We start from the raw sequence: 18,790 nt of genomic DNA on the forward strand, positions 1-18,790 counted from the left end.
GCTCCCTTCTGTTATTTTATCTACGCCTTTTCTGCAACTCTCAGTTTGGCAGAACGGGCTCTATTATTATTTTCTAATTCTTCTTCACTTGGCAGAATCGGCTTTCTCGTCACCAATTTCAGTTCCGGCTTATACTCGTCCGGAATGATTGGGAGGCCTGGCGGAAGATCAGGGCCTGAAGCCTTTTCTTTAAAAATGGTTTTACAAATTCGGTCTTCAAGAGAGTGAAAGGTTATCACACTAATTCTTCCACCCGGTTTAAGGATTTCAATTGATCTTTCAAGTGCCTCTTCGACCGCATCCAGCTCATCATTGACAGCGATCCTTATTGCCTGGAAGACCCGTTTAGCGGGATGCCCTCCCTTTCTTCTCGCAGGAGCAGGAATTCCATCTTTGATCAAATCAACCAGCTCACCGGTTGTTTCGATAGGCTTGATGTCTCTGGCTGCCTCAATCTTTCTGGCAATCTGCTTGGAAAACTTTTCTTCTCCGTAACGGAAGAATATCCTGACGAGGCTTTCATACGACCATTCGTTCACCACTTCATGAGCTGTCAATTCGCCTTCCATATCCATTCGCATATCAAGAGGAGCATCATGATGATAGCTGAATCCCCTCTCAGGTGTATCAAGCTGCGGAGATGAGACTCCCAAATCAAACAAAATTCCGTCCACTTGATTAACGCCTTGATCTGCAAGTTCTTCTTTTATATAGCGAAAATTGGACCTTATGAACGTTACCCTGTCAAGGTAGGGACTAAGCTTATTTTTTGCATGGTCTATTGCTGTCTGATCCTGATCAAAGCAATACAATCTGCCGTTTTCCCCGAGCTGCGAGACCAGGTATTCACTATGGCCGGCTCCGCCCAGAGTACAATCCACATAGATGCCATCTTCCTTGATGTTCAGTTCATCCACTGTTTCTTTTAATAATACTGTTGTATGTTCAAACATTCTGATTCACCTTTCCAATCGAGCTGCATTCATTTAAGCAAAGTCTATTTCTGAATAGTTGGTTGTATTGCAGAATTGATTAGATATCAAAACCAATCATATTCTCGGCAATTTCTGCAAAGGAATCCTCTGACTGTGAGAAATAGTCTTCCCATAAAGGCTTGCTCCAAATCTCAATTCGATTGGAAACTCCCAATACTACACATTCCTTATCCAGCTTCGCGTAATCCGTAAGTGTGGAGGGGATATTGATCCTCCCGGTCTTGTCCAATTCGCATTCTGTAGCACCCGAAAAGAAAAACCGAGTGAAAGCACGTGCGTCTTTCTTGGTCAGCGGCAGAGTCTTCAGCTTTTCTTCTAAAGCCCTCCATTCCTCCATGGGATATCCAAATAAACATTGATCAAGCCCTCTGGTCAATACAAAGGCATCACTAAGATGCTCCCTGAATTTAGAGGGGACGATTAAACGGCCTTTATTATCAATGTTATGTTGATATTCGCCCATGAACATGTCCACTGCCCCCACTTTCTAACACAAATGTACCACATTCCCCCACTTTTCTCCACACATATATTAATTTCTTTTTGAATACAATAATTCCTGCTTTTTTAACTTTTTTGTATTATTTATTGAATCCCTTGCATTACCACTATTCGAGGGACTTTTATGGCGGGATTAAAGACGGAATACAGGCTATAGTTCTTTTTAATTTGCCTGTCCTTTGACGCAGTGTTAATAATGACTTCAATTTTAACTAGCGGGGATAAAAGGAATAACCTATCCGAACTTTTTCGGATATTCTCTAAAGGGTGCTTACGAGTGAGGGACACCTGCGACACTTTTTGGTCCTTCTGGTGTCTCTCAAGACGAGCTCGAGGAACACCTGCGACACTTTTTTGTCCTTCTGGTGTTTCTCATGACTCGCTCGAGGGACACCTACGACACTTTTCGGTCCTTCTGGTGTCTCTCGGGACGTCTACCACACCTGCGATCCAATCACTCCCTTCAAGTTTCTCTCAACACGCTCTCGAAAGACAGCTGATACCCTTTTTCGCAAATATTGTGTCATACAAAAAGAAGAAAGCGACGCTGGAACAGCATCGCTTTCTTTCGGGTTCAATTATAATGAGATGACTTTGTGTTTTCCATCAAACTCCATCGGAAGATCCATCAAGCCTTTTACAAAACCCTCTCCATATCGATTCATGAAATAATAAAGATTCCATAAGCGTTCCTGAGGAGCTCCCCCAGGTTTAAGGGAAGCCTCTATCCTTTCATATTTGCCCAGCTGCAACTGATATTTGCTTTGAAGGGAATGATTGGTTTTGAGTCTGAGATATTCAAATTGCTGCTTGTGAAATGACAGGTTTTTTTCAATGATGTTCTCCAAGCCCTTATCAATAGCGGCAGCTTTCGGCAAGATGCCTTCATAGGAAGCCATAAGCATTCTTTCAGCCTCATTTATCCTGCTTTCAAGGTCAGTATCCTTTACTGATTCCCAATATTGAAGTTTCTCTCTTTCTACACCATCCTTCAGGACAGCATCGAGAGAAAGGCTGAGTTCATCAGCGTTTCTTTTAACATCCCTCTCCAGGATAGTCAGATTCAAACGAGGAACAATAGGCGGCATTTTGTTTCCCGCCCAGTCGAAGGCCTGTTTCAATTCACCCCAATAGGCAATTTCACCAGGACCGGCTATAAAAGCAAGGGTAGGAAAGAGCCACTCCTGCATCAGCGGACGGGTGACCACGTTGTTACTGAAGCGATGCGGTTCTGAATCAAGAATCTCTTCAAGCTGGCCAAGGGTATAGTGTATCTCGCCATTTTTACCCCTGAAAACATCCCCCTCCCGTTCCAGGAGAATCCGTTCACCATTTTCATTAATGAAAAGATTGGCAGCATCCTCTTTCATCTCTATGGTAAGAGGAAAACCGTTTTCGGAGATGATGTTTTGTTGTTCTCTCACTTTTTCTGATATGATTTCGCTGCCTTCGATCAGGTGATGGAAATAAGGTTTCTCCAACTCCCTTAATAGAGGATAGGCTGAATCGATAATAAGCAGGCCATAGTCCTTGAAAAGAGACATAATGATGCTGCTGAAAAAGTCTACAATGGTTTCAGAGCGCTCAATTGCGTCTTCCAGATCCCTCAATAGTCCTTTCGTGAACTCTGTTTCGCCAAAATGGCGGATAACCTGATTGACCCATTTGCGCATCGTTTCTTTATTAAAAGTGAACTCGCTGGCCATTCTCTTATCAGTCGCTCTTTCCGGATAACCGGTTTTATCCATCTTTCCATTTTGTTCAACGAACACGTGATTGATTTCCTGGTAATCATGATCCTCGCCGGCAATCCAGAAAACAGGAATAACCGGATAGTTCATTTTTTCTTCCTGTTCCTTCGCGAGTTTTATTATTGAAATGACCTTATGTATAGTATAGAGGGGACCCGTCAACAATCCAGCCTGCTGGCCGCCGATGACCACAACGGCGTCTTCTTTGAGCTTTTTCATAGATCTTTCAACTTCGCCGCTCGAAGGGAAGGGTTTCATGTACCTTTCAATCACTTCCACTAAAGCTTCCCGAGGGAAATCCCTTAGGTTAATATCTTTGACCCTGTCAGCATACAGCCCGGGTTCATCAAGGTTGTAATGAAAAAAAGAAGTAACCGGTGGTTCCTGTTGTATGTATAATGAAGCAAAACGATTTGTTGCTGGAATATATAAGCTTTCCAGTTCCATATTAAATGACTCCTTTTCTTCCATCTTCTACTGTTCGTAGTATAGCATTCCACAACAGTAAAAGGAAAAAACTTGCCTGAATGGTTTGTTGTTAAAGCTTTTTATCAGAGTTGTCTTTCATACCTGACGTGCCTGAGAAAAGAGCTGCCTAAATGAGCCTATTCCCTTCTTATGTATGATGTGATAGAACCTCCTGCTGAATCCAGCTGCTTCATACCCCATTAAAAGGTTTGGATAATCCTTGAAGCTACACCGTAAAAAAGCAGGAGAACGTAGGCTGTTGAGAACAGCAGAAAGTTAAGTCTCCAGCCGCCTTTGAGAACATGCAGAAACACAATTTCCTCTTTAATTTTCCAATGAATTACCGAAAGAATGCCTGTACTGATCAGCAGGACAAGAATAAGGATCCAAAACAGCGATTTGTCCCAGATGGCCTGGATGATAAAATGGACCGAGAAAATCAAGAGGAAGGTCGTTAAATTGACAGCTGTATTCACAGCTCTTCTATGGCTGCCAGTTAATTGTTTCATAATCACGAAAGAGGAAAAATACCCCAGAAAAGGAATAAGAGTAAACACAGCGACAAAACTGGAGAATATCGTAGACAACTATTCTTTCCTCCTTTCATGATCAATCCCTTTAACCATTTTATAAAGAACTGGCATTACACTCAGCGGAATTCCACAGTGCTCTGCTTTTTCTAAAGCCGCACCCAATATAGCTTCTATCTCTGTCTGTCTCTTAGCGCTGATGTCCGCCAGCATGGAAGATGTGTTTTCCCCCGTCCTGCAGGCGATTGCTTTTATTTCGTCAAATCCGATGACTCCATTGAGCTTTGGATATATAAGGAGGATCTCCTCGAAGACTGCTTTAGCAAGAGCCTCATACTCAGTAATTTCTAATAAACGCCCATTTCTGACCCCCAGCACAGCTGTCAGTGGATTAATAACCGCATTGACGGCAAGCTTTTCCAAGAGCATCACTTCATAATCCGGCTGCATCTCGACTGGAAAATCACCGCTGCAGCGGGAAAGCTCCATCAGCCTTTTTCCGCTTCCCCTGTAAACAGCTGCGTTTGTCCTGCCCTTCCCTTTGTGGGCAACTGCATGATCCGATTCCTTAAGAGAACCATGTTCCACTGTCCCAACATAAATTTGCTCATGGGGCAGCTTATCCAGGAGTTTCAAATGGCCGATTCCGTTCTGAAGAAACAGCAGGGAGATCCCGGAAGGAATATTCTTTAATACTTCATATAAATCATCTAAGTGATATTGTTTGACAGCGACAATAATTAGATCCTGTTCAGTCATGTTCTTCATTTTTGACGAAGCCCTAATAAAGGTAGATGCACAGGAATCTCCTTCATGAAGAGTAATGCCCTTATTATTAATGGCCTCAGCCTGTTCTTGTCTCTTCACATAAAGGGTAACATCGTTATTTTTACCAAGATAGGCTGCAAAGAGCAGGCCGATTGCCCCTCCGCCAATAATTCCAACTCTCATCCAATCTCCTCTATCCGTTCATTCTGGTTAATATTACTAATAACATTCTACCATTGTGTCATTGGTGAGAAAATAGCTTTAGGCCATTCTTACACATTTTTGAAACTTAAAATCTCCGCAAACATAAAAATCACTCTTTCAAGGGCTGTTTTCGCATATATTGTTTCTTCAGACATCCCCGGATACTCAGAGTTATATCTCTTATAAAGGGAGAGCAGCTCTTTTCTTTTCGGTGTTACCAGTTTTTAAACCTCTTAATATGATTTTTTCGGAATTAGCCTGGTATAGCAACAAAGTTTACGAAAAGAGCTTTACAAAAAGAACCTCTTCAAATGATAAGTTCGTTATATGGAGTGATAAATTCGCCCATTATGATTTTTCCAAATGTCTATCAAAAAAAGGGTTAACCCAGATCATAATCTGAAGGCTAACCCTTGGCCGTTAAACCGGATATACCGGATGCTTCCTTGAGCTGAATTCCACTTCTTTTGTTTCATAAATTTTATAGCGCTCGATAAGGACACTGCGTAATTCATTAGGTCCTGTAATTTCATCAACAATCATTTCTGACGCGAGTTTGTAAATATCAATATGCTCTTTATACTCTTTCTGTTTTTCTTGAACATAAGCAAAACGTTCTTTCGGATCTTCGATTGCCTGAATCTTATTTGAATACACTGCATTCACAGCAGCTTCCGGGCCCATTACAGCTATTTGTGCGGTCGGAAGGGCGATACAGACATCCGGCTCAAATGCCGGTCCAGCCATTGCATAAAGACCTGCACCATATGCTTTTCTGACAATTACGGAAATTTTCGGAACCGTAGCGGAACTCATTGCAGCAATCAGCTTCGCTCCGTGCCTGATGATCCCTGCTCTTTCTACTTTCGTGCCGATCATGAAGCCCGGTACATCCGCCAGGAAAAGAAGCGGGATCGAAAAGGCATCACACAATGTAATGAATTTTGCTGCTTTATCAGCTGAATCCACAAAAAGCACTCCGCCTTTCACTTTCGGCTGGTTGGCAATGATTCCAACCGGTTTCCCATCGATACGGGCAAAACCGGTCACAAGCTCCTGTGCAAATAACTTCTTCATCTCAAAAAAGCTTCCTTCATCAATCAGAGCATCAATACATTCGTACATATCAAATGGTGCATTTTGATGTTCCGGAATGATCTGCTCCAGCGTCCTGCCTTCTTTTGGTTTTACCCCTTCGCCTGCAGCAGGCTTATGAAGATAGTTTGACGGGAAGTAAGTCAAATAGTCTTTAGCAGCTTCGATTGCCTCTTCCTCTGAATAGGCGAGCATGTCACCCACTCCGCTGATGGAACAGTGCATTCTGGCACCGCCCATTTCTTCAAGTGTCACTTTTTCACCAATGACCTTTTCCGCCATCCGTGGCGATCCAAGATACATAGAGGCATTGCCGTCCACCATAATGACGATATCACAGAAAGCCGGTATGTATGCTCCGCCTGCAGCGGATGGTCCAAATAATAGACAGATTTGCGGCACCATACCTGACATTTTTACTTGATTGTGAAAAATTTTCCCCGCTCCTCTTCGGTTAGGAAACATTTCAAGCTGATCCGTAATCCTGGCCCCAGCCGAGTCGACCAAGTATAGAATCGGAACTTTCAAGTTCAGGGCAGTCTCCTGGATACGGATGATTTTCTCTACAGTCCTCGCTCCCCATGAACCGGCTTTCACTGTAGAATCATTCGCCATCACGCAAACAGTTCTCCCGCCGATTTTACCAGTTGCTGTCACTACACCATCAGCAGGAAGCCCTTCTTCCTGGCAATTGGCAAACATGCCGTCTTCCTGATACTCCCCATGATCGAACAGCAGATTCAATCGGTCTCTTACAAATAGTTTATTTTGCTCCTTAAGCTTTTCATGATATTTCGGCTGTCCGCCGCTGGATATTTTCTCCCTTTTCTCTTCCAGTACATGTTCGTATGTTTTCTGAGACATAGAAAATCCCCCTTTATTTCATTTGCGCTGCTTTTTCAGTAATTATTGTTTTAAAGAACAGGCTGTTTTCGCATACATTGTGGCTTTTTAGAAAATCCACAGAGCAGGATTTTCCCCTGGATACTAAAGGTTTTCTCTCTAATCGGGGAGAGCAGCTCTTTTCTTTTCATGAATACCAGGTTATTCATGTTAATTATTGGTTATTTTTTCGGAATTAGTTTCAAGTAGCAGCAAAAGGCTGTATACCTAACCCCCTGTTTACAAGGGCTGCGGCTGCTTTATATTGAACGGAACTTTCTTCCAGCGCAAGGGCTGAGCCGGGAGGGCGTTGAACCCATACCCGGCAGCCTCTTAGCGACGTAAGAATAGTAGAGCTCAGCTGCATATTGATACAAATTTTTCCTGGAAAACAGCCTTCATATCCTCATCACCCTTACACCCAACCTTATTCGAATGTAATCAGAACATCTCCCTCGTTGACAAAGTCCCCGACATTTACTTTTATTTCAGCAACCTTGCCCGCTGCTTCGGCTTCTACCGGAATTTCCATTTTCATGGATTCAAGCATAAGGACGGCCTCCCCGCTGCTGACTTCCGCACCGCTTTCAACCAACACATTTAATACTGTTCCTGCCATTGATGCTGTAATTTCTTTCATATTCTGTTCCTCCTCAGAAATCGATGTTAGTTATTTACAGGTTTCCTAGAGCTCAGCCACGCCGTATTATACGACCCGTCTTGGAAACTCTCCTCTTTAAGTACATCCCTGAATAAAGGAATGTTTGTCTTGACACCCTGAATATCTGTGTCTTCAAAAAACTTTATTGCTTCCTCAATGCAGTCTTCACGTGTGCTTCCACTAATGATGACTTTCGAAATCATTGGATCGTAAAAAGGTGTTACGTTATTTCCCTGCTCATATCCGCTGTCTATCCTGACATTTTCAGCAGTTCCCCATTTGATGGACGAAATATTGCCGGGTGAAGGGAAAAAGGTTTTGGGATCTTCTGCATACACACGAAACTCCAGCGCATGCCCCTCGTTTCTTACACCTTCCTGACTTGAAATAGGAAGTTCCTCTCCCCTGCTGACAAGAATCTGCCATTTAACCAAATCCAGATTTGTGATACTTTCCGTAACCGGGTGCTCAACCTGCAGCCTCGTGTTCATTTCAAGAAAATAGAAATTCTCTTCATTATCCACAATGAATTCGACTGTTCCGGCGTTCACATAATTTACTGCCTTTCCTGCCCTTATAGCAGCATCGAACATTTTCTCCTTAGCCCCAATTGATAATTGTGGAGAAGGTGCTTCTTCGATGACTTTTTGGTTCCGCCTTTGAACTGAACAATTTCTTTCGAATAAATGAATGATGTTACCTTTTTCATCTCCGAATATTTGGACTTCTATGTGTCTTGCATTGTCTATACATTTTTCCAGAAAAACTTCATCATGGCCGAAATATGCCTTGGCCCTGTTTTTTGTAGAATCAAAGCTTTGAACGAGCGCTTGCTCATCACTGCACCGGATCATGCCGATGCCGCCCCCGCCGCTGCTGGCTTTCAACATGACAGGATAGCCGATAGATTCCGCCACAGTCTTAGCCTCTTCGATGGAAGCTACTCCACCTTCGCTTCCGGGAACAACAGGTACATTCGCCGCAATCATTGTTTTTCTTGCAGCAACCTTGTCTCCCATCATTTCCATCACTTCCGCTGACGGTCCGATAAATGTTATGCCCCTGTCCCTAGTCTTTCTCGCAAAATCACTGTTTTCAGATAATAACCCATACCCGGGATGAATCCCATCTGCTTCTTCCCTTTCAGCAATTTCAAGAATGGCATCGCTTTTCAAGTATGATTTATTTACAGGCGGTTCTCCTATACGGAATGCACTGTCTGCTTCAGCCACATAAGGCATATCTTTATCAGCATCTGAATAGATTGCTATAGTTTCGATCCCCATATTTTTGCACGTCCGAATGATTCTTGAAGCAATTTCTCCCCTGTTTGCCACTAAAATCTTCTGCACAACATATCCCCTTTCTTGTCCATGAATGAGTATTCTAGTATTAGTTTTCTACAAAAAACCAAAAATTCCTTCTTAATCTGCAAACGCTTTCTTTATTAAGTGCAGAATTTTTTGTATTTTTGTTATATAATGATAATATCATAATCTTCTCATATAGTATCAAATGAAAAGAGATATTATCCTCTTTCCGTTTGATCATATTCGTTCAGCAAAGAAGCTAAACACCTAATTCAATTGCTCAGGAGGTACCGTATATGACAGTAAAAGTTGAGAAACTAAAAGTAAATTACAAAACTCTGGAAGAATTCAAGAAATTTAAAGAGTATGGTGTTCAGGAGCTATCTATGATGGAAGACCTGGAGTCCAATATCATCGAAAATAACAGTGAGTCTCCCTTCTACGGAATTTACTTCGGAGACACTCTTATCGCGCGCATGAGCCTCTATCAGAGAGATTCGAGCAATGACCAATATTTTGATCCCCGGCAAAATTACCTTGAACTCTGGAAGTTGGAAGTCCTTCCGGCACATCAGGGAAAAGGATACGGGGAAGTTCTGGTGGATTTTGCCAAAAGCTTTAATGTAGCAATCAAAACAAATCCGAGAATTCAATCTCATGGTTTTTGGGAAAAAATGGGCTTCGAAAAGGTTACCTACGATATGGAAAGAGACTTGGGACAAAATCCGCTCATCTGGCTTCCGGAAGGTGTCCATGAGCAAAAACATTCTTAAGAGTTGATAAAACCAATACAAAAGGCTGACGTCTAGTCAGCCTTTTGTATGTTAAAAGAAACTTGCCAAATTTCAAGGTTCATTTTTGAAGCCGCTGCAGGTTACCATTCTTATCCATTTGAAACTTTACTTTATCCTCATTTTCTTGCAGCAATGCCATTTTCCGGGCTTTTTCAAATATAGACAGCAGGGATTGATGATCTTCTTCAAGCAGCTCCAGCTTATCTCTATAGGCAGCATTTGCCTCATTCAACCGCTCTACTTGATGCTCAAGCTTTTCTGTGTATTCTTCAAGTTTTTTATAAGCAGACTGCAGTTCTATATCTTCGTTCAAGTTGCCTTTCAAATTCTCCAAAAAATCGATGACTCCCTCAATAGTCAGCGTGTCTGAGCGGGTTTCCTCAACTTCTTTTGATGATTGATTTTCCAATACTCTTTCAGACTGCAGTGGTTCAGAATAACCAGCATGGACAGATTGTTTTTTATTTTCCTTCCGCTGTCTTTTTGCCAATTCAATCCCCGATTTATACTGTTTGCGCACAAATGAATTCCAGCGAAATCCACAGGCAGCAGCTGTTCTTGACAATTTCCTGCCAACTTCCTCAAACGCCTGCAGCTGCGTCCCCCCTTCTCTGATATGACGAAGCACCACCTCGGCAAGCAATAAATCTTCATCTTGACTCCATGCATCTTGTCTATTAGAAGTCACTTCCATCCCTCCTGTATGAATTTATTTATTAATCCATACTTATGTTTATAGTAGAAAAGATAGAATATATTACGTAAGTTTTAATGCTTTTTGAAGTGATTTGCTTCTTATTCTGCTGCAAAAGCCGCTGACATGAAGATTCTTCCAACTCACTTTCCGGATAAGAATTTTTCTACCGCTTGGTGGTGTTCATCTTTCTCCCATAATTTGGCGCACGAGCGGATTTCTTTATCAATTCTTTGATAGAGATTAGCCGATTCCCATTTTTCTTTAACAGCTTGCTTATAGGCAGCCAGGACATTTACATCTTTATTCAGAAAGCCTTCCATTTGTTGTATAAGCGAAGAAATATCCCGGCTTTCAAGAAGAAAGTTTATAAAACCAAGGTCATGCATCTTCTCAGCAGAGTACAGATCTGCTGTCCCTAATAGATAGAGGGCATTTCCATATGCTATTTTCTCGAATAGCAAGGAGCCTCCACCCCAGCCTGTTGTAATTGCAAGTCTCCCTTGAATAAATCCCATCTTTGCTCCTTTTTGGGCAGCGCGGAAATCGCATGCTGCAGCGATCTCACATCCTCCTCCTGCCGCGCTCCCGTTTAGAAGGGCAGCTGTAATCTTTGGAAGTGTGGCCAGTTGATAGAGTATGTCCCCCATCTTTTTCAGCATAGAATAGGCTTGTTCTTCTGTCTTTAACCCATGAAAGGTATCCAGATCCCCACCAGAACAAAATGCCTTTCCTCCAGCAGCTGTTATTACCAGAAGTTTAACATCATCATTTGAAGCGGCTTCATCAATAGCTTTCTGCAATCCATCCATCACTTCGTAATTGATAGCATTCCGCTTCTCTTCCCTGTTAATAGTAAAGATAAGAACACCGTCTTCAGTTCTTTCCATTATGTAATCTTCCATCTTCAATCCCCTTTGCAGTAAGTATTAAATATGTAGTAAAAATTGTATCTCTTTCTTATTTTTATACCATAGTTTTACAGATATAGGGGGAAGTTTTTTGAAAAATGGAGGCGGAGTTTCCTTATTTTTTGGTGTCGAAAGTCTATGTGATGAGGGCAGTTCCCCCTCATCTATCTGACCCTTATATGTTTCACTAGCTTGTGTACTGCCGAATGCACCTGTTACGGGGAGAGAAATCGAGTTTGTGATCTCTCACCCAATTGAGACTGACTGGATATATCAAAAGAGAAAATTATAAGTATGATGTACCACACTGGCGAAGTGCACTGCATCAAAAATAAAATTCCCAAAAAATAATGCCCCTTAAGATTAAGTAAAAGGGTAAAAGAGTTATATTAATGTCTGTCCCCTGCTTGAAACGGGTACTATAATAAAGAAAAAAAACAACAAAAAAACGCGAAGAGCCATGGTCTCTTCACGCTTTTTGCTGAGAATAAAATTATTTACTCACAACTTCTTTTCCTTTATAAGTACCGCACTCTTTACATACACGGTGAGCTAGTTTCATTTCCCCGCAATTCGGGCATGCAACCATACCAGGTACATTTAACTTGAAATGTGTACGGCGTTTTCTCTTTGCTGTTTTAGATGTTCTTCTAAAAGGTACTGCCATTTCTTCCCACCTCCTTACAGAGATATGTTATGATGAAGCCAGAACGAGCTGGTTCACGACGCTTTAAGAGTTCTTGTCTTGTTCAAGAAGCTTAGCAAGACCGGCAAGCCGAGGATCGACTTTCTTTTCCTCTTCTTCTTCCGCCTGAATGGCCTGCTCTTCCGTAATGACTTCCCAATTCTTGCCGGATGGAAGGTTTTCATCGTCTTTCGCTTTTTCGCTGAAAACTTGCATAGGAATTTCCAGGACAAGCAGTTCATTGATGACAGGCATCAAATCAATGACATCCCCCTGCATCCTGTGCACTTCTTCCTCTTCATACTGATCATAGTCTTTTGCTTTTAATAAGAATGTTTCGACCGTGTCAATATCAACCGGAAAATGGACATCTTCCAGCGTTCTTGAGCAAGGAAGAACAAGTTGGCCTTCAATATGCAGATGGAAGGTTACTTTATCAGAACTGATGTCTGCTCTTCCTGTGACATGGATCGGAGAAACATCACGTATCTGAGGATCAAGTGCTTTCACTTCACTCGCATCGACTGTTTCATCGAGGGGCATTCCCCTGTCACGAAACTTTTGCAATTGAATTATTGACCATTTCATTGTAATCACCTCAAGGCAACAAAGGTAATTATAGCTTTCATAATACCTTTTGTCAATATTTTTTCTTTACACTCTTTACAAGTATAGTGTTGTAATTATAACTTGTATTTATAAGTATTTACCACCCATTTTAAAGGATGTGAAAAAGAAATGAAAGCAGCGGGCGTTATTGTAGAATATAATCCATTCCATAATGGTCATTTTCACCATCTTTCTGAGACCAGAAAAATGACTGATGCCGACCTGATCATTGCGGTCATGAGCGGAAATTTCTTGCAGCGCGGAGAACCTGCCATTGTTTCTAAATGGTCCCGTGCAAGGATGGCCCTGAAATCAGGAGCCGATATAGTCATCGAACTTCCCTACGCATTTGCCACCCAGCATGCGGAAATTTTCGCCTCTGGCTCGGTCGCTCTATTGGAAAGTATGAAATGTTCGGCTTTTTGCTTTGGAAGTGAATCAGGTAACATTGCCGCGTTTGAAAAAACCGTAGAATATCTTCATAAACATGATAAGCACTATAACGCCTTAGTCCAGGAGTTCGTTAAGACGGGAATGAGTTATCCCTCTGCACTGTCAAAAGCTTTCCAGAGCCTGGATCCTGATGGAAGCCTGGTTGACCTCTCATTGCCCAACAATATTCTTGGGTACCACTATATCCAGGCACGTAATAAAATAGGCTCCGGTATGAAAGCTTATACTCTTGCAAGAAAAAATGCAAATTACCACGATGAACATTTTAGCGATGAGAACATTGCCAGCGCTACAAGCATCCGAAAAGAATTAAAGAAAAAGAAAGGAAAAGTGGAAGCTGTCCATTCTTTCATTACAGAACCAACCTTGGATGAATTGAAAGATTATCAGTATACATACGGCATCCTTCATGATTGGGAACTTTACTGGAGTCTTCTCAAATTTAAAATAGTATCATCTTCCAGTGAGGAACTCGCGCGCATCTATGAAATGGAAGAAGGAATCGAAAACAGATTTAAAAATGCGGCACGCTCCTGTTCAAGTTTTCTGGAATTCATGGAAACGGTTAAAACTAAGAGATACACCTGGACACGCTTGCAGCGAATGGCCCTGCATATTCTGACAAACACAACCAAGGAAGAGATGATTACACATCAATCTCCTGCATATATCCGGCTGCTTGGCATGACGGAGACAGGCAGGCAGTACCTTAACAACATAAAGAAGGAACTTAGCCTGCCATTGATCAGTAAACTAAGCTCTGCAGACAGAGACGAGATATCCCTGGATGTGAAGGCTGCCGAGATTTTCTCTCTTGGTGCTGTGGAACCCGGCCATCAAAGAAAACTGCTGGAACAGGAATTTAAGCAGCCTCCGATCTACCTGAAAAAATAAAAGTTAAAGCCAGCCAATATGTTGAGAAATGAAAAAACCACCAATGAGAACTGCTGGTTTACTCTGCGGCTGGAAGCCTCTATTAGCGGGTTAGTCCTAAAAGGTCCACTGAAAGATTTACCTTAGCGATTTATTACCGTTGAAAATTTTAAAAAATTAGGGGAGAAATCCGCTATTTAAGAAAAAGTACAAAAACACCTAATTAAAAGGAAGAATTTTTCTTTTTTTAAAATGATGCGATAATAATTTATTTTGCTGTGCTTAACCTGATAATTTCCATTTATTTTACATGTGATTATTCATGTCCTTCGCAGGGCATACATTCTGCTCAATGAAATACAGTGATAGGAAAGCCTGTTACCTCTTCATGAAGGGCGAAATTTTTTCACCATGCTTATGCTCTCTGGAACTCCCGTCATTGACAGGGGTTTACAGGACCATAAATAAATAAAAAACACACTGGAATTCCATGTGGATTCCAGTGTGTTTTGTTATGTCGTTATAAGTTAATTTTATATTTTACTTGAGCATTCGGATATCCCAAGGGTATCAGGGGACTTCTCTCTGTTCTTGCCTGCAGAATTTCCCCATCAGTAAGCGGCAGAAAGGTATAAGAGCTGCCTTTTATATAGAGTCCAGGTAGCTCAAAGCATCTTCAAACGTTTTGACAGGCACGATGTCCATATCCGTCCCGATCTCTTCAGCAGTCTGCAAAGCTTCTTCATAATTAGGTTTTAAATCCGGATTGGATTTCCTCAGGTTTTCAGGAATAATATCCATAGGGGCAAAGAACACCTCGGCACCTGCATTATCTGCCGCAATGACCTTTTGTTCTATTCCCCCGATCCTTCCGACGGTCCCATTTGAAGAAATTGTACCCGTGCCGGCAATATCCAGTCCTCTGGTAATATCTCTTTCAACCAACCCGTTATATAACTGCAGACTGAACATCAAGCCTGCAGACGGCCCTCCGATCTTCTCGGTATTCATTGTTACTTTTGTTTCCGTGATAATTTCTTTGTCATCCACCAGTCCGATCCCAAGTCCGACTTTCCCATCACTGGCCGAAAACTCTGCGAGAGGAACTTCTTTTTCGTATACTTCCCCTTCTCTGGTGAAAGTGATATTTACAGTGTCATTCACTGTCTTCTGGCTGATATAGTCAATGAATTCCTGGGAAGAACTGAATTCATTTCCATCTATGGCTGTGATCATGTCCCCCGGTTCAAGAACATCCTCTGCGGGCATGCCAGGATAAACGTTCAGGATATATACCCCGTTGTAGTCAAATGAATAAGGTTGCTCAGCGTGATCGAATGCCACTTCTATGGCATTCAATTTTGATGTTTCCATTAAGTGAAGCTGCCGGACGTTGTATTCTTCATCCGTTTCTTCAGGGCTTCTTATTTCTCCCGCCGGATAGATATGCTCGTATTTCCTCAAAGAAGCGATGAGATAGGTATAAATATTTGCCTTTCCCATTCTGACGGTTGTCAGCATCAGCCGGCCTTCATCCTCATATCCGTTCTCCACTTTAATGATTGTATCAAGGTCTTTTGCGCTTCCTGGTTTGGTTACATAGTAGGGCAAATAATAAAAGGAACTTCCTATTATAAGAATCGTCATGATGACTAAAATGCGAATCCATTTTTTTTGTGACACTTACTGCTTGTTCCCCTTCCATTCTTCAATTGCCTGCTTAATTGAAGGAATTATTTTCTTGGCTTCTTCTTCACCGGCTGCAATGATTTCTTCTGTATTGGTGAATGCTCGCGAACTGTATTGTTCCACATTCGGCCTGATCATAAAATCAGCGCTGAGCTCACGATTTCTGATGATTTCCTTCTGTAGTATATCAATACTTTGCATTATAACATCATACACAGTCGAAATTTCTGCATTTTGCTTCACTTGTGCAACATCCACCCCTATGACAATATCCGCTCCCATCTCCTCAACGACAGAAACAGGCACCCGGTCGATTACTCCTCCATCGACAAGCAGCCTGCCGTTGATTTTCTCTGGCACAAATATTCCCGGTATGCTGATGCTTGCTCTGACTGCCTCGGCTATGGGGCCTTCAGTAAAAATCACTCTTTCTCCCTTGGTTAGATCAGTGGCAACCACCGCTATAGGAATGCTGAGATCTTCTATGTTTTTATTATGGGTAAACAGCCTCACAAACTGCTTGATCCGTTTGCCCGCGATGAACCCCATTTTTGGCACGGTAAAGTCCAGGTAGTACTTTCTCCGAAAAGCGGTCGACAACTTATAAAGATCTTCCATATTATGGCCGACTCCGTACAAACAGGCAGCGAGCGCCCCCATGCTGCTTCCCGCAATCATATCAACAGGGATATCTTCTTCCTTAAAGGCCTTCAGCACTCCCAGGTGGGCAAACCCTCTTGCTCCTCCTGAACCGAGAGCTAAGCCGACTTTAGGCTTGTTCACTTGGCCTCCCCCTTTTTTCACCGTTTGGTTTATTCTATGGTCTATTTTGAGTGACTATGAGTATATTTCAATAATATGAGGACAAGGTGTGATTGCTTGTTATAGCACTGCCTAATTTCATTCTACCATTTTTTCCACTATCTACAAGGTAAGGAAATGGATCATCCATATAGACTCCGGGGGGGAATAGATTGAATGCTTCACAATTAAAAACAATCTTTTTAGCACTTTCCGTTACTACACTTGCAGCCTCTCTTATTATATTTCCTCAAGAATCCTTTGAAGCATCTATCAGGGGGCTGAATATGTGGTGGGAGATTGTCTTTCCGTCGCTGCTTCCTTTTTTCATCATCTCCGAAATGCTTATAGGGTTCGGGGTGGTTAAGTTTATTGGTGTCATTTTAGAACCGCTCATGCGTCCATTTTTCAGGGTTCCGGGAGTAGGAGGCTTTGTTTGGGCCATGGGAATGGCTTCTGGTTTCCCTGCGGGCGCAAAGCTGACAGCCAGGCTCAGGCAGGAAAAGCAGCTGACCAGGATTGAAGCAGAAAGACTGGTTTCATTTACGAACTCTTCCAACCCCCTTTTTATATTTGGAGCGGTTTCAATCGGCTTTTTTTATAACCCGCATTTAGGGGTCATACTTGCTTGCGCCCATTATCTTGGCAATATTTGTGTTGGGTTGATAATGAGCTTCTATGGACGAAAAGAAGAAAGCCAGAGTAAAACGGTATCCAATAAAGTTTTTTCGATCAGGAGTGCTTTGGCGGCTCTTCACAGAACAAGGGTCAAAGAAAAAAGGCCAATCGGGAAGCAGCTGGGAGATGCAGTGAATTCGTCTATTCAGACCCTGCTTATGATTGGTGGTTTTATCATTTTATTTTCAGTGATCAATAAGCTGCTCTTTCACCTTGGGGTGACTACATTTGCTGCCGATGCGCTAAATATTTTCTTAAAGATGCTGACTTTGCCGGAAGCACTGACCTTGCCATTCATATCAGGTTTATTCGAAATCACATTAGGAAGTCAAATGACCAGCGGAGCAGGTGAAGCCACCCTTCTTCAGCAAGCCATTATCACAAGTTTCATACTTGGGTTCAGCGGCTTCAGCGTACAGGCCCAAGTGGCCAGTATACTGGCCCAGACAGATATCCGCTTTCGCCCGTTTTTTATAGCCCGATTTATTCATGGTACTGCCTCTGCTATCATTACCCTGCTTATTTGGAAGCCGGTTTATGTGAACTTTTATGGAGATAAACCCTCAAATTCCGTACCTGTTTTTAACCAGCCTGACTGGACTTTCTGGGAATGGGCACTTCTATGGCTGAAACACTGGGGGCCAATCATCACCCTTGCCTCTCTGATTATTTATATATTGTTATATATTCAAAAAATGAAAACGGGCAGAAGGCTTTAGGGCATTCATTTGCTATGGGGATGACATGGATATTGATTAGGAGAGCCGTTTTTCTCTTCCAGCAGCCATTACCTCTAGTCAGCTTCATGATTTCCTGAGCTGCAAAAACAAGCTGCACATCAATGTGCAGCTTGTTTGCATTTATTATCTGTTCAGCCAATATTTTTGGCCTGCAAAGCGATCTCGACAGGTTTGGGGACAAGTTCTGAAATGTCAGCATCATACTTGGCCACTTCTTTGACAATCGATGAACTCAAAAAAGAATATTGATTGTTTGTCATAATAAAGAAAGTCTCTATGTTTTCATCCAGCACCCTGTTCATGGAAGTGATTTGCATTTCATATTCAAAATCAGAAACGGCTCTCAAGCCCCTGATGATAGCATTTGCGTTCACACTTTTAGCATAATCAATGAGAAGACCCTGGAACGAGTCCACTACGATGTTTGGTATGTCCTGAGTCACTTCCTTGATCAATTGCATTCTTTCTTCCACAGAGAACATCGGTTGTTTCGATGAATTGTTCAATACCGTGATGTACAATTTATCAAATACTTTGGCTCCGCGCGTGATAATATCCAGATGACCATAGGTAATTGGATCAAAACTACCTGGACAGACAGCTATACTTCCCATTTCTTGCAGCCTCCGTTTCTTTTAAGAGGGGTAATCCCCTGGAAATAGTTCGGTTTATCTTTTAACATGCTGTTTTCGTAAGTA

General features: G+C 42.1%; 18 protein-coding genes. 3 read left to right on the plus strand and 15 right to left on the minus strand.

The window, feature by feature from the left end; translation table 11 throughout:
• Window positions 1–20: 20 nt before the first annotated feature.
• From rsmH to FZC79_RS02090, 8 genes are all read right to left on the minus strand, one after another.
• Window positions 21–953 (minus strand): 16S rRNA (cytosine(1402)-N(4))-methyltransferase RsmH, encoded by a 933-nt coding sequence (gene rsmH, locus FZC79_RS02055; protein WP_148945217.1) that lies wholly within the window; start codon window positions 951–953, stop codon window positions 21–23.
• 79 nt (window positions 954–1,032) lie between these two features.
• Entirely contained in the window at window positions 1,033–1,464 is a 432-nt protein-coding gene (mraZ, locus tag FZC79_RS02060; RefSeq protein WP_148945218.1) for a division/cell wall cluster transcriptional repressor MraZ, read from the minus strand.
• Between the two features lie 610 nt (window positions 1,465–2,074).
• Window positions 2,075–3,694, minus strand: a complete 1,620-nt coding sequence (gene bshC, locus FZC79_RS02065) for a bacillithiol biosynthesis cysteine-adding enzyme BshC (protein ID WP_252183218.1) — start codon at window positions 3,692–3,694, stop codon at window positions 2,075–2,077.
• 221 nt (window positions 3,695–3,915) lie between these two features.
• Complete coding sequence (locus tag FZC79_RS02070) at window positions 3,916–4,302, minus strand: DUF3397 domain-containing protein (RefSeq protein ID WP_148945220.1); 387 nt, start codon at window positions 4,300–4,302, stop codon at window positions 3,916–3,918.
• Window positions 4,303–5,196 carry a 2-dehydropantoate 2-reductase gene (locus FZC79_RS02075; protein WP_148945221.1) on the minus strand — a complete coding sequence of 298 codons (894 nt, stop codon included), beginning with the start codon at window positions 5,194–5,196 and terminating at the stop codon, window positions 4,303–4,305.
• 441 nt (window positions 5,197–5,637) lie between these two features.
• On the minus strand, window positions 5,638–7,176 hold the full coding sequence (locus FZC79_RS02080; RefSeq protein ID WP_148945222.1) for an acyl-CoA carboxylase subunit beta: 1,539 nt from the start codon (window positions 7,174–7,176) through the stop codon (window positions 5,638–5,640).
• A 445-nt stretch (window positions 7,177–7,621) separates the two neighbouring features.
• Complete coding sequence (locus FZC79_RS02085; protein ID WP_148945223.1) at window positions 7,622–7,834, minus strand: biotin/lipoyl-binding carrier protein; 213 nt, start codon at window positions 7,832–7,834, stop codon at window positions 7,622–7,624.
• Window positions 7,835–7,860: 26 nt separating this feature from the next.
• Window positions 7,861–9,207 (minus strand): acetyl-CoA carboxylase biotin carboxylase subunit, encoded by a 1,347-nt coding sequence (locus FZC79_RS02090; protein WP_148945224.1) that lies wholly within the window; start codon window positions 9,205–9,207, stop codon window positions 7,861–7,863.
• A 254-nt stretch (window positions 9,208–9,461) separates the two neighbouring features.
• Here FZC79_RS02090 and FZC79_RS02095 point away from each other — a divergent pair, with 254 nt between their 5' ends.
• Complete coding sequence (locus FZC79_RS02095) at window positions 9,462–9,938, plus strand: N-acetyltransferase (RefSeq protein ID WP_148945225.1); 477 nt, start codon at window positions 9,462–9,464, stop codon at window positions 9,936–9,938.
• A gap of 79 nt (window positions 9,939–10,017) precedes the next feature.
• Here FZC79_RS02095 and FZC79_RS02100 read toward each other — a convergent pair whose 3' ends face one another.
• From FZC79_RS02100 to FZC79_RS02115, 4 genes are all read right to left on the minus strand, one after another.
• Entirely contained in the window at window positions 10,018–10,647 is a 630-nt protein-coding gene (locus FZC79_RS02100) for an RsfA family transcriptional regulator (protein ID WP_148945226.1), read from the minus strand.
• Window positions 10,648–10,796: 149 nt separating this feature from the next.
• Window positions 10,797–11,558, minus strand: a complete 762-nt coding sequence (locus FZC79_RS02105; RefSeq protein ID WP_148945227.1) for an enoyl-CoA hydratase/isomerase family protein — start codon at window positions 11,556–11,558, stop codon at window positions 10,797–10,799.
• A 499-nt stretch (window positions 11,559–12,057) separates the two neighbouring features.
• Window positions 12,058–12,231, minus strand: a complete 174-nt coding sequence (gene rpmF / locus FZC79_RS02110; RefSeq protein WP_148945228.1) for a 50S ribosomal protein L32 — start codon at window positions 12,229–12,231, stop codon at window positions 12,058–12,060.
• A 63-nt stretch (window positions 12,232–12,294) separates the two neighbouring features.
• Window positions 12,295–12,837, minus strand: coding sequence for a YceD family protein (locus tag FZC79_RS02115; protein ID WP_148945229.1), 543 nt, complete (start codon window positions 12,835–12,837; stop codon window positions 12,295–12,297).
• A 150-nt stretch (window positions 12,838–12,987) separates the two neighbouring features.
• Between FZC79_RS02115 and FZC79_RS02120 the strand changes: the two genes are divergently transcribed.
• Entirely contained in the window at window positions 12,988–14,205 is a 1,218-nt protein-coding gene (locus FZC79_RS02120) for a nucleotidyltransferase (protein WP_148945230.1), read from the plus strand.
• Between the two features lie 624 nt (window positions 14,206–14,829).
• On the opposite strand, the gene FZC79_RS02125 is transcribed toward FZC79_RS02120, so the two are convergent.
• A complete protein-coding gene (locus FZC79_RS02125) occupies window positions 14,830–15,867 on the minus strand; it encodes a SepM family pheromone-processing serine protease (RefSeq protein ID WP_252183219.1) in 1,038 nt (345 codons plus the stop codon).
• A complete protein-coding gene (locus FZC79_RS02130) occupies window positions 15,868–16,656 on the minus strand; it encodes a patatin-like phospholipase family protein (protein ID WP_148945231.1) in 789 nt (262 codons plus the stop codon). It abuts the gene before it with no gap.
• A gap of 191 nt (window positions 16,657–16,847) precedes the next feature.
• On the opposite strand from FZC79_RS02130, the gene ylbJ reads away from it, so the two are divergent.
• Window positions 16,848–18,071 carry a sporulation integral membrane protein YlbJ gene (gene ylbJ, locus FZC79_RS02135; protein ID WP_148945232.1) on the plus strand — a complete coding sequence of 408 codons (1,224 nt, stop codon included), beginning with the start codon at window positions 16,848–16,850 and terminating at the stop codon, window positions 18,069–18,071.
• Between the two features lie 152 nt (window positions 18,072–18,223).
• Here the strand turns inward: ylbJ and coaD are convergent, their stop codons facing one another.
• On the minus strand, window positions 18,224–18,706 hold the full coding sequence (coaD, locus tag FZC79_RS02140) for a pantetheine-phosphate adenylyltransferase (protein ID WP_148940375.1): 483 nt from the start codon (window positions 18,704–18,706) through the stop codon (window positions 18,224–18,226).
• Window positions 18,707–18,790 lie beyond the last annotated feature (84 nt).

The sequence above is a fragment of the Rossellomorea vietnamensis genome (assembly GCF_008180615.1).
In the GTDB taxonomy this organism is placed as follows: domain Bacteria; phylum Bacillota; class Bacilli; order Bacillales; family Bacillaceae_B; genus Rossellomorea; species Rossellomorea vietnamensis_D.

Excerpts from the sequence above, each read along its gene's own strand:
- rsmH (WP_148945217.1), bottom strand. The coding sequence starts at position 953 with ATGTTTGAACATACAACAGTATTATTAAAAGAAACAGTGGATGAACTG.
- FZC79_RS02105 (WP_148945227.1), bottom strand. The coding sequence starts at position 11,558 with ATGGAAGATTACATAATGGAAAGAACTGAAGACGGTGTTCTTATCTTT.
- FZC79_RS02085 (WP_148945223.1), bottom strand. The coding sequence starts at position 7,834 with ATGAAAGAAATTACAGCATCAATGGCAGGAACAGTATTAAATGTGTTG.
- bshC (WP_252183218.1), bottom strand. The coding sequence starts at position 3,694 with ATGGAACTGGAAAGCTTATATATTCCAGCAACAAATCGTTTTGCTTCA.
- coaD (WP_148940375.1), bottom strand. The coding sequence starts at position 18,706 with ATGGGAAGTATAGCTGTCTGTCCAGGTAGTTTTGATCCAATTACCTAT.
- FZC79_RS02080 (WP_148945222.1), bottom strand. The coding sequence starts at position 7,176 with ATGTCTCAGAAAACATACGAACATGTACTGGAAGAGAAAAGGGAGAAA.
- rpmF (WP_148945228.1), bottom strand. The coding sequence starts at position 12,231 with ATGGCAGTACCTTTTAGAAGAACATCTAAAACAGCAAAGAGAAAACGC.
- mraZ (WP_148945218.1), bottom strand. The coding sequence starts at position 1,464 with ATGTTCATGGGCGAATATCAACATAACATTGATAATAAAGGCCGTTTA.
- FZC79_RS02120 (WP_148945230.1), top strand. The coding sequence starts at position 12,988 with ATGAAAGCAGCGGGCGTTATTGTAGAATATAATCCATTCCATAATGGT.
- FZC79_RS02075 (WP_148945221.1), bottom strand. The coding sequence starts at position 5,196 with ATGAGAGTTGGAATTATTGGCGGAGGGGCAATCGGCCTGCTCTTTGCA.
- FZC79_RS02095 (WP_148945225.1), top strand. The coding sequence starts at position 9,462 with ATGACAGTAAAAGTTGAGAAACTAAAAGTAAATTACAAAACTCTGGAA.
- FZC79_RS02115 (WP_148945229.1), bottom strand. The coding sequence starts at position 12,837 with ATGAAATGGTCAATAATTCAATTGCAAAAGTTTCGTGACAGGGGAATG.